The organism is Streptomyces milbemycinicus, assembly GCF_002154605.1.
GTDB classification, from domain to species: Bacteria; Actinomycetota; Actinomycetes; order Streptomycetales; family Streptomycetaceae; genus Streptomyces; species Streptomyces milbemycinicus.
In genome coordinates this window covers 1-15,019 of record NZ_MUNE01000135.1, presented here as the reverse complement: position 1 = coordinate 15,019, position 15,019 = coordinate 1, and the positions used below count along the sequence as shown (strand labels likewise).

General features: G+C 68.9%; 12 protein-coding genes. 8 read left to right on the top strand and 4 right to left on the bottom strand.

Annotated features, from left to right (window positions below):
* The first annotated feature begins 38 nt into the window (after nt 1–38).
* Both CCN51_RS12620 and CCN51_RS12615 read left to right on the top strand, forming a co-directional pair.
* Nucleotides 39–1,139 carry an IS630 family transposase gene (locus CCN51_RS12620; RefSeq protein WP_405380640.1) on the top strand — a complete coding sequence of 367 codons (1,101 nt, stop codon included), beginning with the start codon at nt 39–41 and terminating at the stop codon, nt 1,137–1,139.
* A 141-nt stretch (nt 1,140–1,280) separates the two neighbouring features.
* Entirely contained in the window at nt 1,281–2,045 is a 765-nt protein-coding gene (locus CCN51_RS12615) for a class I SAM-dependent methyltransferase (RefSeq protein WP_014181900.1), read from the top strand.
* Between the two features lie 88 nt (nt 2,046–2,133).
* On the opposite strand, the gene CCN51_RS57280 is transcribed toward CCN51_RS12615, so the two are convergent.
* Together CCN51_RS57280 and CCN51_RS57275 are read right to left on the bottom strand one after the other, a co-directional pair.
* Complete coding sequence (locus CCN51_RS57280) at nt 2,134–2,901, bottom strand: transposase (RefSeq protein WP_238545539.1); 768 nt, start codon at nt 2,899–2,901, stop codon at nt 2,134–2,136.
* A 153-nt stretch (nt 2,902–3,054) separates the two neighbouring features.
* Nucleotides 3,055–3,630 carry a transposase gene (locus tag CCN51_RS57275; protein WP_238545538.1) on the bottom strand — a complete coding sequence of 192 codons (576 nt, stop codon included), beginning with the start codon at nt 3,628–3,630 and terminating at the stop codon, nt 3,055–3,057.
* A 605-nt stretch (nt 3,631–4,235) separates the two neighbouring features.
* Here CCN51_RS57275 and CCN51_RS12605 point away from each other — a divergent pair.
* Both CCN51_RS12605 and CCN51_RS12600 read left to right on the top strand, forming a co-directional pair.
* Nucleotides 4,236–4,613 (top strand): hypothetical protein, encoded by a 378-nt coding sequence (locus CCN51_RS12605; RefSeq protein ID WP_014181897.1) that lies wholly within the window; start codon nt 4,236–4,238, stop codon nt 4,611–4,613.
* 3 nt (nt 4,614–4,616) lie between these two features.
* Complete coding sequence (locus CCN51_RS12600) at nt 4,617–5,078, top strand: hypothetical protein (protein ID WP_014181896.1); 462 nt, start codon at nt 4,617–4,619, stop codon at nt 5,076–5,078.
* Between the two features lie 101 nt (nt 5,079–5,179).
* Here CCN51_RS12600 and CCN51_RS12595 read toward each other — a convergent pair whose 3' ends face one another.
* Nucleotides 5,180–6,376, bottom strand: a complete 1,197-nt coding sequence (locus CCN51_RS12595) for a hypothetical protein (protein ID WP_143675786.1) — start codon at nt 6,374–6,376, stop codon at nt 5,180–5,182.
* A 1,431-nt stretch (nt 6,377–7,807) separates the two neighbouring features.
* Here CCN51_RS12595 and CCN51_RS12590 point away from each other — a divergent pair.
* On the top strand, nt 7,808–8,716 hold the full coding sequence (locus tag CCN51_RS12590) for an MBL fold metallo-hydrolase (RefSeq protein ID WP_043492617.1): 909 nt from the start codon (nt 7,808–7,810) through the stop codon (nt 8,714–8,716).
* 388 nt (nt 8,717–9,104) lie between these two features.
* Nucleotides 9,105–9,734: a TIGR03086 family metal-binding protein gene (locus CCN51_RS12585; protein ID WP_014181892.1), complete on the top strand. Its 630-nt coding sequence runs from the start codon at nt 9,105–9,107 to the stop codon at nt 9,732–9,734.
* A 102-nt stretch (nt 9,735–9,836) separates the two neighbouring features.
* On the opposite strand, the gene CCN51_RS12580 is transcribed toward CCN51_RS12585, so the two are convergent.
* A complete protein-coding gene (locus CCN51_RS12580) occupies nt 9,837–10,217 on the bottom strand; it encodes a winged helix-turn-helix transcriptional regulator (RefSeq protein WP_063647579.1) in 381 nt (126 codons plus the stop codon).
* A gap of 941 nt (nt 10,218–11,158) precedes the next feature.
* Here CCN51_RS12580 and CCN51_RS12575 point away from each other — a divergent pair.
* On the top strand, nt 11,159–13,921 hold the full coding sequence (locus CCN51_RS12575) for a helix-turn-helix transcriptional regulator (protein ID WP_264349322.1): 2,763 nt from the start codon (nt 11,159–11,161) through the stop codon (nt 13,919–13,921).
* 545 nt (nt 13,922–14,466) lie between these two features.
* Nucleotides 14,467–14,910: a hypothetical protein gene (locus tag CCN51_RS12570; RefSeq protein WP_043488209.1), complete on the top strand. Its 444-nt coding sequence runs from the start codon at nt 14,467–14,469 to the stop codon at nt 14,908–14,910.
* Nucleotides 14,911–15,019: the final 109 nt, after the last annotated feature.

Genomic DNA, 15,019 nt, shown 5'->3' with positions numbered 1-15,019 from the left:
GCTGATCCGCTGCGTAAGTTGGTAGTCGTTCGGCATTGATGGCCCGGGTGGCGAGGATGGGACGGCCGAAGGCCGAGCTGGTGCTGACTGACGATGAACGCGAGACGTTGACCCGCTGGGCCAGGCGTCGTACCTCCTCGCAGGCCCTGGCCCTGCGGTGCCGGATCGTGCTGGAGAGCGCGGCCGGGGCGACGGACAAAGACGTCGTCGCCCGGCTCGGTATCGAAGCGCACACGGTCAGCCGGTGGCGGGCCCGCTTCGTGCGTGACCGGCTGGAAGGGCTGAGCGACGAGCCGCGTCCCGGTGCCCCCAGGAAGATCACCGACGAGCAGGTCGAGGAAGTGATCGTCAGGACACTGGAGGCCACCCCGAAGGACGCCACGCACTGGTCAACGCGCTCGATGGCTGCCGAGGTGGGCCTTTCACAGTCGGCCGTCTCCCGGATCTGGCGGACATTCGGCCTCAAGCCGCACCTGGTGGACACCTTCAAGCTGTCGAAGGACCCCCAGTTCATCGAGAAGGTCCGCGATGTGGCCGGACTGTATCTGGCCCCGCCCGAGCACGCGCTGGTGCTGTGCGTGGACGAGAAAACCCAGATCCAGGCGCTGGACCGCTCGGCTCCGGTGCTGCCGATGATGCCGGGGATGCCCGAGCGCCGTACCCATGACTACGTGCGCGGCGGGGTCACTACCCTCTTCGCCGCTTTGAACACGGCCACCGGCGAGGTGATCGGCCAGATCCACCCCCGGCACCGGGCAGTGGAGTTCAAGAAGTTTCTCGCCCGCATCGACAAGGAAGTGCCCGCCGAGCTGGATGTCCACCTGATCTGCGACAACGCCTCCACCCACAAGACAGCCGCCGTCCAACGGTGGCTCGCCGCCCGCCCACGCTTCCACGTGCACTTCACACCCACCAGCTCCTCCTGGCTCAACCAGGTCGAGCGGTGGTTCGCCCTGCTGACGACCAAGCAGATACGGCGAGGCGTCCACAAGAACATCCAGGCCCTGGAGAAGGACATCCGTGCCTGGATCAAGACCTGGAACGAAGACCCCAGCCCTTTCGTCTGGACGAAGTCCGCAGACGAGATCCTCGAACGCCTCGCCGGATATCTGAACAGAATCAACGACTCAGGACACTAGCGGCCTGGCCGAGGTTCGCTTCGGTACGGCCGTGCCTGATAGGGGCGCCGGGATCAGCGGCGCACTTCGCCGCGCCCGTTTGGCGCCGTAACCCGAAAAAGCAGTGGCCGCGCGGGCTCGGGGTCACATACGTTCGCCTCCATGGTTGACGCAGCTTTCGGGCATCCGCGCCTCGCCGCCATTTACGACCTACTCGATCCGGACCGCAGCGATCTCGACGTGTATCTCGCGATGGCGGAGGAGTTCGGCGCGCGGTCCGTGCTGGACATCGGGTGCGGTACGGGCGTGTTCGCGCTGCTGCTCGCCGAGCGCGGGATTACGGTCACCGGGATCGATCCCGCGCGGGCGTCCGTCGACGTCGCGTGTGGCAAGCCGGGCGCGGAGCGGGTGCGCTGGCTCGACGGTGACGCGGGGGACCTGCCGCCCATGCAGATCGACCTGGTGACGATGACCGGGAACGTCGCCCAGGCGATCGCCGATCCGCAGGCGTGGCGTGCGACGCTGCGCGGCGCGTACGAGGCGCTGCGGCCTGGCGGGCGGCTTGTCTTCGAGACGCGCGATCCGGCGCAGCGCGTGTGGGAGGAGTGGGCGGAGTGGACGCGCGAGACCACGTACCGTATGACGGACATCCCGGGCGTCGGCCACGTCGAGACCTGGGCCGAGCTGACGGACGTGAGCCTGCCGCTGGTGAGCTTCCGGGGTACGCACGTGTTCGTTGCGGACGGGGACGTACTGACCTCGGAATCGACACTTCGCTTCCGCGAACGTACCGAGATCGAGCGGGACTTGCACGAGCACGGCTTCGTCGTCGAGGACGTACGCGACGCACCCGACCGGCCGGGCGGGGAGTTCGTGTTCGTGGCGCGGCGCGGTACCGCGGAGCCCGTCCCTCCCGGAATGCCCTAGGGAGCGTGCGCACCACACAGCGCCGGGCAGACGGGACTTTGAAGACACTCCCTAGCTTGACTCTGTCGGGGATCTTGGTGTCGTCTGCTCAGTCTCTGGCGGACCGCCAAGACCTCGGCCGGGGGACCCCGTACTGGTCCAGGAAGTTCTGGAAGGCGGTCGGCGGCCGGGACGGGGGTGCTTCTCCGGTCGGCGGCCGTCGGCTGAGGCGCTCGATGTTTGCGGCGATGGCTGTGAACACGTGCTGTAGGTGGGCTTTCTGCTGTCCCCGGTAGCGGCAGCGGCGCATGCCGTGTCCGTGAGCGAGCTCGTTGATGGTGCCTTCCACTCCGGAGCGGACCGCATAGTGGGTCTGCCATTCGGGTGTCTGTTGCTCGGCGCGGACGCGGAGTTGCAGATCGCGGAGTTCTCGCGGGGGAAAGCCCACGGTTCGGGCGCTGTCGGCGGTGGTCGTGCAGCGGGTGCGGACCGGGCAGGGGCGGCACTGGCTCTTGGTGAACCGTGCCACGATCAGAGGTGCCGCGGTGGGTGAGGAGGTCGGATAGGGGCCGTGCCATCCCCGGCTGGTCTCGCCCTGCGGACAGGTCACCTGCCGGCGGTCGAAGTCGATGTGGAAGTCGTCGCGGCCGAAGCCGTCGTTCTTGCGGTGCTGGCGGGTGGAGTTGACCGGCAGTGGCCCGGTGACCGTGACCTGGTGCTCCCGGGCCGCCTGTTCCAGATGGACCAGAGAGGTGTAGCCGCCGTCGACCAGATGCTCGGCGGGCAGCAGCCCGCGGCGCTTCAGCCGGGTGTGGACACCAGGCAGAGCCTTCGCGTCGTAGCCGGTGGCGTCGGTGGTGGCCACATCTGTGATCACGTTGACGCCGTCAGGATCACAGGTCTCGGTGAGATGTGCGACGAACCCTTTCCAACGGGTGACATGTCCGCGGCGCGCGTAGCGGGCCGTCGGGTCGTAGGGCGAGACGACTGCGACGGCCGGGGGCGGCAGCCCGCCGTCCTCAGTGGTGCCTTAGCGCAGGCGGCCGGCCCCGTCGAGGTTGTAGTTCTGCACCATGATCCGCCGCAGGGCCTGGACCCGGGGACCGGACAGGCGATCCGCCCCATGCTCCCCGACGTGCTCCAGCAACCGGACGGCGTCGCCGCCTGTGGCAAGGATCCTGGTCTTGGGGCGGGTGGGGTAGCCCAGACGGACCGGGCGGCCGTAACGGCGCCCCCACTCCTCGTCGACCAAACCGGCCAGCAGGTGCGGAGCGGTGCCGGCCAGCTCTTCCAGCGCGGCGCGGACGGCCTCGGTGACCAGTTCCAGCCGGGTCAGGTCGCGCACCGCGGCCAGAACGTGGGTGGAGTCCGTGCGCTGGGTGGTGCGCTCGCGGACGAGACCGGCCTCCTTCAGTCGCGCAAGCGCGAGGTCAAGGAGACGGTCGGCACGATCGTCCTGGGCGAGGCGCTCGCGGAAGTCGGCCAGCACGCTGTGGTGGAAGCCGGGATCGTTCAGCTCCATGGCCAGCGCGTACTTGAAATCGATGCGGCAGCGAACCGCCTCGGCCGCCTGCCGGTCCGACAGACCGAGCAGGAACTGCAGCACACACGGTGGCCAGCTGAGCGGGCGAGAGACCCGGACGGCCGTCACGCGGATACCAGTCGGCGAAGTCCTCGTCACGCCACAGCCCGCCCAGGCGGTCTCTCACCCACATCGCCGTCGTACCACCCGGGTTGCTCGCTCGCGCCATCTGCACGGTCAGAGAAGGAACTTGCTCACCAGAACGGGCACGGAGCGACAACGGGCACCTCGACAACTGCATCGGTCCTTGAACAGAGCCGAGCATGCCCGTTGATCATGCTGCCCCGTCGGGGATCCCCAAGATCCCCGACAGAGTCAAGCTAGTGGCGGCGGGGCGGGTGTGCGGCGGTAGCGTTGTGGCATCGGATCGGCTGGCTAGCGCGCCCCCGACAGGCGCGAACAGCCGGGCGATCTTGACCCGTTTTCGATCCGGGACCGACGGTTCTCCGTGCCGTGGTGGACGACGAGGCGAGGTGGTTTCGGTCGGAATGGAGACTGGTCGATTTCAGCAAGGCTGAGGCCGGCTGCCCTGGAGGGCCGTCGGCCTCAGTGATGTAGGTGCACCGGTCCGGCCAGTGCAGAGGCACCGAGCCGCAACTTCCGCGGCGGGTCGTCTATAGGCTGCGCGGATGATTGTCCGCTGCATTCAGATCATCAGTCCCATATTCGGTGAGGTGGTGAGTCACCATCCGGCGATGCGTGTGGGGGCTGACTATCCGGTCCTCGAAATGGTGACCGCGAGTGATCGAGCGCTGTTTCGTATTCCGGATCCGGCCGACAGCGAGCCGGGGTTTTTCGACTCTCCAGGGCTGTGGGACGCGGCGATGTTCACCGTTGTCAGCGGCCGCCTGCCTGCCTGCTGGGTGGCTGGACTGGCCGATGGCTTGCTGACGTTGGCGCCGCGCGAGTGGCAGCGGGCCGGGTACTGGGAGGACTACTTCGATGGGGTGCCTGAGGCGGTCGCTGAGTACGACCGCCTGAAGGCGGACATTCTCGCCCAGCTCTGACGCGTGGATGGCCGCCGCACCACCGCCTCCGGCACCCGCGCCCGAGTACGCGCCAAAGCCGTCCTGATCACCTCAACCGGCGCCGGCACCGGCCGCGTCGCAGCCCGGGCGATCACCTCCGGCTCCACCCGCCTGCGCCCCCTGATCGCCGAAGCCGCCCGCCAGGGACTGCGCATGGCTTTCACCGTCCGCCTGGCCAAGACCGGCTACCTGCACCCCTCCGGCAGCCACACCGACTCACCCGGCGTCCGACGCAACGTCATCCAGCGCGCCGACCACACCGAAGAACGCTCCTACGGCTCCGCCGCCAGCGGCGGTTTCGACGCCACCGACTTCGCCCACCGAGTCGACGCCTCCGACGGCGATGTCACCGCAGCCGTGCACCAATGGCCGGTAGAGACCGGACGCATCCGTCCCGATACCGAGATCGTTTATCTTGAGGTCCGTACCTGGTGCCCGCGCTGACCTGGGCAACCGACTCTTCTCCGGCGTCCTGCCCCTTGCTGTGGCAGAAGAGCCAGGCCAGCGATCGCCATCAAGGTAGGGGCCCATGAGAAACGCGCGGATCAGGCATCCCAGCGCCCAGCCAGCCAGAGGGCCCTGGCGAGCATAAGCTCGATTCGGCCCACGAACTCGCCATCGTCCACTTGCGCCAGCACCAGATCGCCGACTGTGAGCGCGTCGTCGCAGCGTTGACCCAGCCCCAGGACGCGTACGCACTGTTCTCCGAGAGCGGGGAAGGCGGGATCAGTCGGCCGCAGCGCGTGGAAAGCGATCACGGCGAGTTCGCCGGCTGCCTGCGGCGTTGCCGCTGCAAGATCCTTGCCGACTGCATGAGGATCGCCGCGCACTGGTCTCGCCGGGTTCGATGCCCTCTGGGGCATGGACGGCCACCAGCGAACCGTCGGCACCGGCCGCCGCCAACTGCAGAGCACACTGGCGGTGCAAAGCGCGCCGCGCCGGCTCGGCCAGATCCGCGTAGCCGGGTACCGGAACGCGATTTTTGCGTCGCGTTGGTCCAGCACACCGGCGTCGATCGCTTCGTCCACCACGGCAGCGGCGCCCACGGAGGACAGGCCGGTCAAGTCTTGAACATCACGCGGCGAAGCGGGTCGGCTGAGGACGGCCGGCACGCGAAGCATCTCGACGGCCCGTGGGCTGAGGTCACGCAGCGTGCGGTGCGACGTCTGGGCCACCTGCCGGGACACGGATGCCGCCACCGGCGCCAAGGCTGCCTTGGTCCTGCCCGACGTGCTGGTCAGCGTGTCGATGACCTGCATGGCCAGGAGAGGATTGCTGTCCACGCGCAGCAAGAGTTCGGCGGCGGATTCCTGCAACGGTGCCCCCAGCCGGTCGTGGGCGATCTCCAGGATCGCCTCGGCAGACAGCGGCTGCAGTTCCATCCGTTCGACGGCGTCGTGGCCGGCTCGGGCAGCGACCAGATCGTTCAGGACACTGTCCGGTGCGGTGCGCCCGACCAGCACCCAGACGATGGGGAAAGACACCGTCCGCAACGGCAGACTGCGCAGGACGAACTGGGCGAGCTGATCCGCTCGCTCCAGGCCGTCCAGCAACACAAGGACCGGGCCTGCCGCGGCGGCAGCCTCCCACCGGTTGTGGAGAGCTTCGAGCAGCACCAACGGTTCGTGCACCTGGGCGGCCAATTCCTTCAACTCATCGCCGCCGAGTACAGGACGCGGGCCGTGGCGCAGCGAGAGCAGCAGCGGGGCTCCCTGGGGAAGGCCCTTTGATCGCGTCGGCATTGGCCGCCCCGGTACGGAAACCCAAGGCTTCCGCCACGGCCTCGCAGAGTGTCGGCACTGATGACGTGCCACATGCTCGAATCGCCCTACGCGTGCCGCCCGCCCGGCTCGGACCTCGCCACCCTGCTCTTCGCACCCACCGGCCGACCATGTGCTGCGCCGCCCATGGCCTCGCCTCCGCGCGGTACCCGTGCCGCTGCGGACACACGCCCCCTAAGGATCGGCCAGAGGCCGATGCCGCCGAATCACGTGATTGCGTCATACGCCATGAGGCCGCCTGGTGCGGTCATCTGAGAAGTCGCGCGAACCAGTCAAAGTGGCAGCAAAAGCGCCATAAGCGAACAGTCGCGGGAGACCACCCGTGAGCCAGCAGCGGCTCCGGCGCGCCCCGTCCTCCGCTCGACGGCGTTCCGTGGCGCGCCCAGTCGCGGACCACGTGCCCCACGTGATTCGTCGAGCCGGGCAGAGGCGCAAACCTCGATGCACGAAGCGCCTGGCCAGGCCGCGCCGCAGCCCCCGAGCATTCACTGGTATGCCTTCACTGCCATCACCCACTCCGACGGGGAATGCCTCCGCCGTCGTGTCCCGGCGGCACCTGTCCTGCCCCGGCCGATCTGCTGGGAAAGGCGTTGGAGGGGCCGCGCTGCGCCTCGATGGCCGGTCACATATTCAGGTGATGCCGTCGTCGGCCGCCCCGCGAAACCATGGGGGTGTCCGTCACTGACAATCGTTCGGCCCGCTTGTCGGCGACGGACAAGGGCGGGCCGGCGAGCGTTGACTTCGAGGGCATCGAATTCGCTGGGCGGGCTTCCAGTGGGCACGCCGCGGTAGGAAGTCGGCTCGAGGTGTCGGAGGGCGGCTTGCGTACTTTGTTGGCTCTCGGTGCGGTGATCGCCGGCGGGGCGTCCGTTCCAGAGGCGGCCCGGCGGCCCGCCCGCCGAGGGCGGTGTCGTGTTCCGTTCCGCAATCCGGCGACCGCTGCGCGCTCGGGCCGCGCCCGCCCTGGTAGTGACCCCGAATGTCGGCCCCTAAAAAAGCCGCCACTCTAAGACTCCAGCGGGCGCTGAACCTCTTTTGGGGATGTGGTCTATGTTGGAAACCACTGCAGAGTCGAGGACCTCCCGATGTCTCCAACGACTTCTGCGCAGCCGCGCATCGCCTTCAACTCCGGATACGGCCACACCGCCGGCCTCTTCGACGCTGTACGGCGGGAATCCGCAAGGGGCTGCGCCCGCACCGTCCGACCGGCCGACGATGGCCCACAAGATCGCCGCCCGCTTGGCCGACTCGGCCGGAACGCCCATCGCCGCCACCGACGAGCTCGCCGTTCCGGGCCTCGACCTCCCGGGGGCAATGAGGCCCCGAACATCCTCCGTTCACAGCCACATCGCCACGCCCGTCCGCTGGACGGACCACACAAAGGAGATCACCGTGACCGAGTTCAAGCCTGTGCCTGACTTCGCCCTCGGGCCGGACATCCCGGAGTCCACCGGGTATGCCGTCACCGACCTGGGCGGCGATGCCTATCTCGTCACGCAAGGGATGATCAACACGATGTTCCTGGTGACCAAGAACGGCGTCGTCCTCGTGGACGCCTCGCCGTTCCTCGGGGACAAACTGCTGGAGGCCATAGAGTCGGTCACCCCCAAGCCCCTCACCCACCTCATCTACAGCCACGCGCACGCCGACCACATCGGGGCTGCTCACCTGTTGAACCGGGACGGCCTGAAGATCATCGCCCACGAGATCACCGGCGACCTCATCAAGAAGGCCAAGGACGACCGGCGCCCGCTGCCCACCGAGACCTTCAGCGGCCGGCATAAGGAGATGGACATCGACGGGGCCCGGTTCGTTCTCGACTACACGAGGGACTGGCATGTGGCCGGCAACCTGTTCATCCACCTCCCGGAGCAGAGGCTCATGGGAGCGATGGACAGCTTCGCGCCGAAGAGTGCACCGTTCTTCCGGCTGTACTTCTCCGCGCACGTGCCCGCGTACTACGACGCCATGGATGAGTTGCTCGAGTACGACTTCGACACCATCGTGACCGGCCACATGGCCCTGCCCGGCACCCCCGAGGATGTCGCGACGAACCGCGAGTTCATCCGCGACCTGCGCACCGCCGCTGCCGAGGCGCTGCGGACGGTCGAGCTGAAGGAAGCCGCGGCCGCCGCCAAGGTTCCGCACAACAACCGACAGGCGGAACTGAAGGTCTGGATGGATGCAGTCGTCACTCGCGCGGCGGAGCTGATGCCTTCCTGGGACGAGCGCCTGGCGGGGACCGACATCTTCCTGCGTGACAACCTCAACGCGGTCGCCTGGAGCGTCTTCATCGACTAGGCCGAAGGCCTACGTGACCAGGGGCGAGCCGCGGTATGTCCATCCGCGCGCGAGGCGTCGCCATGGAAGCCCGGCCCTCACGGGGCCACAGGGTTCGTCCCTCCCGCACCATCGGCCGCGCCCAGGTCGGGAACCGGCAGCGGGCCGGCGGCGCCGCGGCAGCGCCCGTCGAGCGAGCCTCAACAGAGGCAGTTGCGGGCTCTGCCGCCCGTATCCGCACCAGCCCCATGGAAACAGCGGCTCAGTACTTGACCGCAAGAGCAGGGGGAACGCCCCGTTCCCGACCTCGCCGCTCACGCCGGCGAGCGAACCGTGGCGCGGGACATCTCGAACAAGCCGCCGCAGGACCGTTTGCCCGGATCCGGCCGCGAAAAGGAGGGACGTCATCATGACACCACTGGCCAGAGCGGAACAGCTGGCGCAGAGTATCGGCCTGGCCGCGGGCGCTGTCGGCGGTGCTTCGGTGGACCAGTACGAGAACCCGACTCCGGATTCGGAGTGGAGGGTGAAAGACCTCGTCAATCACATCGCCGTGATGCTTGTGCTGACACGAGATGTGGGCACCCGCACGGCTTGGGATCCCGCCCTGCTGGCTGCGAATCCGGTGCCTCTTCTTGCCGGGCGGCCGGAGTCGGAGTGGGCCCCGCTCGTCAACAGCCAGGCGGAGCCGGCGGCCAGAGCGTGGTCCGAGCCGGCGGCGTGGCAGGGGGAGGTGGGCTTCGGTGGGCCGCCCATGCCGGCCGAAGCACTCGGCGAGATCCTCATCGCGGAGTTCGCCATCCACGCCTGGGACGTGGCGGTAGCCACCGGCCAACATCTCGACGTGCCCGAGTCCTTGGCCAATACCATGCTCGGCACCTATGCGCGTGAGGCTCCCCGTATGCGCAGCCTCGGGCTCCTGGCCGACGAAGTACCCCAAGACGTCCACGCGCCCCTCTTCGAGCGCGCCCTGGCACTCAGCGGCAGAAACCCGCGATGGGGTTCCCCGCGCGCCGGAGGCGGCAAGGGGTGCAGCTGATGTCGGGTGATCCGGCGGTCCCGCCGAGCGGCGGGGCGCGTGGACGCGCCCGTTCCTCCTTTTCCGCGTCCGGGCGTCCTTGAACCGACCTGGCGAGCTGGCTTATCGGCTTCCCGCAGCGACGCGGGCGGGACCGGTAGCGGGCTTCGGGGCGGTAGTCGTCTCAGGTCTCCTGGTCGGTGTCCTGGCGTCGGTCGCGTGGGCTTCCTGCACCATGGCGGTCCGCTTCTCGGTCCAGGGGCACAGGGTCCTTGTCTCCTCGGCGAGTTCCCTGCCGGGCTCGGTCAGGCTGTACGGCACCAGGGGTGGACTCGACCTGGGGTCGACGGAGCGCAGGACAAGGCCGTCCCGCTCCATCGTCCGCAGGGTCTGGGACAGCATCTTGCGGCTGATGGCTCCCAGGGAACGCTGCAGTTCGGAGTAGCCTTCGCGAAGGCTCACCAGCATGAGCAGAACCCATTTGTCTGCCAGGTTTACGAGCACGTCACGGCTGGGGCAGAGCGCGTTGATGGGGCCTTCTGCTGTCGCGCGGGAACCCTATATCGCGTCCCGAAAGGAGTCCATATCTCTATCTATTGCATGGTAACTATTGGAGATCTCTGGGCGCTCCCCGTGTGCATCCCAGGCCTGCCAGAGATCCCGCGGCGCTGACGGCTCGGCGAGATGGCCGAAGGTGATCCGCGAGCAGGCGTGGGCGCCATGCACCAGTGCCACGGGCTTGGCATGTCCAGAGGGCTGGCCGACGCGTCTCGTCCGGTCAGCCGCCGACGGAACCGTCAGGCCGGACGGACCATTCCCGCTCGGGTTAACCCGCCCTGCCCGCAGGGCCGACACCGAAGCGGCGACTGCGGCAACTGCCTTCTACAGCCTGCCGGATGCAGTTGTGATCACGTTGCATGCGGCCGAACATTCGGGTGCGGTCGACAGCCCGCAGCCGATCCTCCAAAAGCTCCTGACGGTGCCTGCACCCGCCCCGGCGCGCGACCATCCGAACCGCCCCCAGGGTGAGGAAGCGAAGACCGCTCACTGGTGCCGGTGCCGAGGAGACGTGCTCTTCGTCAGCGGTCGAGGACGGGGAGGGGCGGGGAGGGGAGGGGACGGCCCAGAGGAAGGGAAGGCGAGTTCCCCGCCGACCTCGACGCGGCGGTGTCGGCGCTGATCCGACCGCTGTTGTGCCCACGCGAGGTTCCGTTCGGCACAGTCCGTGCTTTCCGCTGCGCAGGCCGGTGGGACGGAATGTCCGGGGCGAGCCCTGCGCTCCGCCTGTGCGGGCGGGCAGGCGAGTAGGCTCGCCTTGAGTGGACAACACGAGATGCGTCTGAGGTGTGGCAGCCTCGACCAAAGAGGGTGACACGCCCGTCGACTCTCGCGCCGCTCGCAGCCTCGTCCGTCGAGGGGTCTTCCTGACCCGAGGAGTGGTGTGAGTGCGCCATGGGCCTTTGCGCGGTCGTAGCGAGCCGATGGCGCGTGCCTTGTCCCTGGTACGCAGTGCACAGAGGCACGGCTCCGGCGGGGTGATCCTGGTCAGCGGGCCGGCGGGCATTGGTAAGTCGGCGCTGCTTGGGGAGGTGTGTCGGCAGGCCGGGCGGATGGGTGTACGGCCCGTCGTCGGCCAATGCGACCCGATCGAGCAGGTCAGCCCGGGCGCGCCCGTCATCGCCGCTCTGCGGGCCGGGCGCGAGCCACTGGTGGCCATCGAGCAGTACCGGCAGATCCTGCAGGCAGCACACGAGCCGCTGCTGCTGGCCGAGCGCATCGCCACCGATCTGGAGGCCGCCGCGGCGGCTGGGCCGGTCCTGTTCGCAATCGACGACCTGCAGTGGGCCGACCGGGTCAGCCGTTTCTTGATCCGCATGTTGGTTCCGCGCCTGCTCGGACTGCCCGTGGTCTGGCTGTTGGCCGGGTGGGAGAACGCCGAAGACCTGCTCGGTCCGGACCACGGGCACGTCGAAGACATCACGCTGGTCCCCTTGACCGCCACCGACCTGGCAGCGGTTACCCAAGACCGGCTCGGGCACGTCCCCGACGAGCGCACCCGTCGGTTCCTGGAGGCATCCGCCGGGAACCCGCTGCTGGCCCTTGAACTTCTGGACGGGCTGGCGCGCGCAGCGGCGCGCGGTGACCGCGACACGGCGCCGGCGCAGTTCAACGCAGCCATTGCCCAACGGCTGAGGGATCTGCCGGAGGCCGCCCGTGACCTGGTGGCTCTGGTCGCGGTTGCCGGGCGGGACCTGCCGGTGCCCGACGCGCTGCGGCTGCTGCCGAGTGCGCGCGGGCTGGAGCCCGACGGCGCGCTGGCCCAGGCTTTCGACTCCGGGCTGATCGAACTGCACGACGAGGCACTGGCGCCGCGCCACGACCTGGTGCGCGAGGCTGTGTGCGCCGCCCTGCCGACCCCGACGGTCCGGGCCCTGCACCGCCGGTTCGCTCAGCTGCACCTGGACGAAGGGCACGCGCTGGCCGCCGCGCCACACGCCCGCGCCGCGGCCATCGCCGGTGACGTCCCCAGCGCCCTGATCCTGATCACCGCGGCCGAGCAGCTGGTCACGCCCAGCCCGGAGGATGCCGGCGATCTGGCCGCGCTCGCCTTCCGCACCGTGCGCCCGGAGCAGATCGAATGGCTGGAAATCGGCCGCCGGTGCCTGGCCGTGCTGTGCCGCACGCAGCGGGCCGGAGACGCCCTTGCTGTGGCGGATCAGATCCTGGCTCGGGTCGAGGACGGCGATCTGGTCGGTGCGGTCGAAGGCGAGGCCGCCTGGGCCCTGTGGCTCAGCGGTCAGCTCGGCCAGCTACTGTCCCGCATCGAGCCACTGCTCAGCGCCGGCCGGCTCGACCAGGCGGTCGCGGCACGGCTGACATCGGCGCGTGCCCTGGCCAACACCCGGCTGCTCGGTGGCCAGGACGCAGCGGCCGGGGCCGCCCGCGCCCTTGATCTCGCCCGGGCCTGCGGGGATCCTGACGCGCTCGCCCTGGCCCTGCACGCTTGCGGAGAGGCCGCCCGCAACGAGGGCCGGCACCGTGACGCTCTCCATGCCTTCCGGGAGCTGCGCCTGCTGGCTGGGCCGCACCAGCTGGCCGAGGAGATCACCACCCTGCAGTTCCTCGACCGCTACAAGCACGCGCAGCTCCTGCTCGACGAGGTGTGGGCGGAGCACGGCGACACGACCAGCGCGATCCTGCCCGCTCTGCACTGTGCCCGGCTGTGGCAGGACTTCAACCTCGGCCGCTCGGGTGAGGCCGTCACCGACGCGCACACTCTGCTGGAGCTGGGCCGGCAGTTGAACAACCATGTCTATGCGCTTGACGCGGTGATCGCGGAGGCCTCCGTGGCGCTGCTGCGTGGCCAGACACAAGACGCCGCGGCCCTAGTGGATTCCGCCGAGCGGCTCATCGATGCCGATGCAGATGTGCGTCGCCCGGGCCTGACCGTGCTCGCAGGATGGGTCGCGGCCAGCCAGGGCGACCTGAGCCGGGCTCTGGACCTGCTGCGGCCGGTTGCCGAGGGCGCCAGCAGTTCGTGCAACTACTGGCCGCTGTGGCCGTGCTGGATGGGCCTGTTCTTCGAAATCGGCATCGCCGGGCAGGATGGTTCCTTCGCCAACGTGGTCGTCCGTGTCGCTGAGCTGGCCGCGGAGCGCAACCCCGGGGTGGCCAGCTTCGAGGGTGTGGCGCTGAGCTTGCGCGGGCGCAGCAAGGGCGACCTGCCGATGATCGCACGCAGTGCACAGATCCTCGCGCGCAGCCCCCGCCCCATCCTGTCCGGCTTCGGTGCCGACACCTACGGCCGGGCTCTGCTGGCCGACGGGCAAAAGGCCGCGGCTCTGGAGCAGCTCGACCGGGCCTGGGACGATTACCACCGCATGGACGCCCGTGTCTACCGGGCAGAAGTCGAGTGCATCATGCGCCAGGCCGGCGCCCGCCGGGCGAAGTGGGCGGTGGCCCGCAACCGCCCGGACACCGGTTGGACCTCCCTGACGGAGGCCGAGCGGCGCGTGGCACTGCTGATCGCCGACGGGCACTCCAACCGCTCCGCCGCCGCCGAACTCGGGGTGTCCGTCAACACCGTCGGCACCCACCTGCGTGCCGTGTTCGCCAAGCTCGACGTCCAATCCCGTGTCCAGCTGGCCAACACGTTGCGCGGCGCGGAACCAGCGCTCACGAGCGACCGACCCGGCTCAGCAGGGTGAGGCGGCTGTGTGACCGCCCGAACGCCCCCTGCGATACCGCGCCTGACGCGCGCCGCCGTTGCTCCTCAGCCGGCCCAGGGCTCTTTGCAACCTCGTGCTTCCCCACGGGATGCCGGCGGCCTGTCGTCAGGTGACGGAGATGTCGGTCAGATCGATGGTGATGAGGATCGGTTCGGACGCAGCGTGCCCGTCTTTCTGGACGGGCACGACGTACCTGTGAATCGGGAAGACCAATCCTGATGCCTGCACATGGTGTTCGGAGAAGTGCGCGGCCGGTGTGCCGCCGAGTACGTCGGGCGCGTAGTCGTGGCGGCGCAGCAGGCCGGCCGTGTTGTAGTAGAAGACCTGTTCCGTGGAGTGCGTGCCAGGGCCTGGGGGAATCTGGCTCGTAGCCGTCGCCAGTCTTCGTCGGCCTCCCGCCAGGGTTCCAGTTCCTCCACCACGACACCGGGACGTGTCAGCAGGTAGGGGGCAGCGAGGTAGATCCACAGGGCGTAGCCGGCGAAGTACAGCGCGTGGAGCTGGTCCCAGGGGGTGTCTGGACCATGGTCGGCGAAGGCATCGCGCGGAGCGGTCCGCTCGGCGACGACCCCACCGTCCTGCCGTTCGATCGCCACGCGATCGGGTGTGAACAGACCTCGCAGCCCGGGGCCGGTGAAGCCGTCGAACACCAGACGCTGCTGCTGCACGTCGATGGTCGCGTCGGTCGTGGCGAGGATTCCTTCCTGACCCCGAAGGCTCCACAGGAGGCCACCGATGGAACCTTCGGCGTGGATGGTCCGTGCGTCCTGCCATCGCTGGAGGCCGCCGTGGGCGTCGAGAACAAGATCGAGCAGAGCACTCATACGGTTTTCCTTCCCGAGACGTTCGACTCCGAGCGGGGGCATGGACACGCCCGGCTCCGCGGCGCAGCCGACGCGATTTCTACAGCCGGACTCCGGAGTCCGCAGCCCTGGTCCGCAGCCGTCGCGCTCTTCGCCCAGGGCTGATGAGCACGACGGCTGCGACTGCCGAATCAGAAATGCGGTGTTATGTCTGACGGCCGTGGTCACGCGCGCACTGCGGCGAGGGACAGTTCCCACAGGCGGTCGGCGGCGT

Coding starts and splice junctions, on each gene's coding strand:
- CCN51_RS12620 (WP_405380640.1), top strand. CDS start 39: ATGGCCCGGGTGGCGAGGATGGGACGGCCGAAGGCCGAGCTGGTGCTG.
- CCN51_RS12615 (WP_014181900.1), top strand. CDS start 1,281: ATGGTTGACGCAGCTTTCGGGCATCCGCGCCTCGCCGCCATTTACGAC.
- CCN51_RS12605 (WP_014181897.1), top strand. CDS start 4,236: ATGATTGTCCGCTGCATTCAGATCATCAGTCCCATATTCGGTGAGGTG.
- CCN51_RS12595 (WP_143675786.1), bottom strand. CDS start 6,376: ATGCCGACGCGATCAAAGGGCCTTCCCCAGGGAGCCCCGCTGCTGCTC.
- CCN51_RS12585 (WP_014181892.1), top strand. CDS start 9,105: ATGACACCACTGGCCAGAGCGGAACAGCTGGCGCAGAGTATCGGCCTG.
- CCN51_RS12570 (WP_043488209.1), top strand. CDS start 14,467: ATGGTCGGCGAAGGCATCGCGCGGAGCGGTCCGCTCGGCGACGACCCC.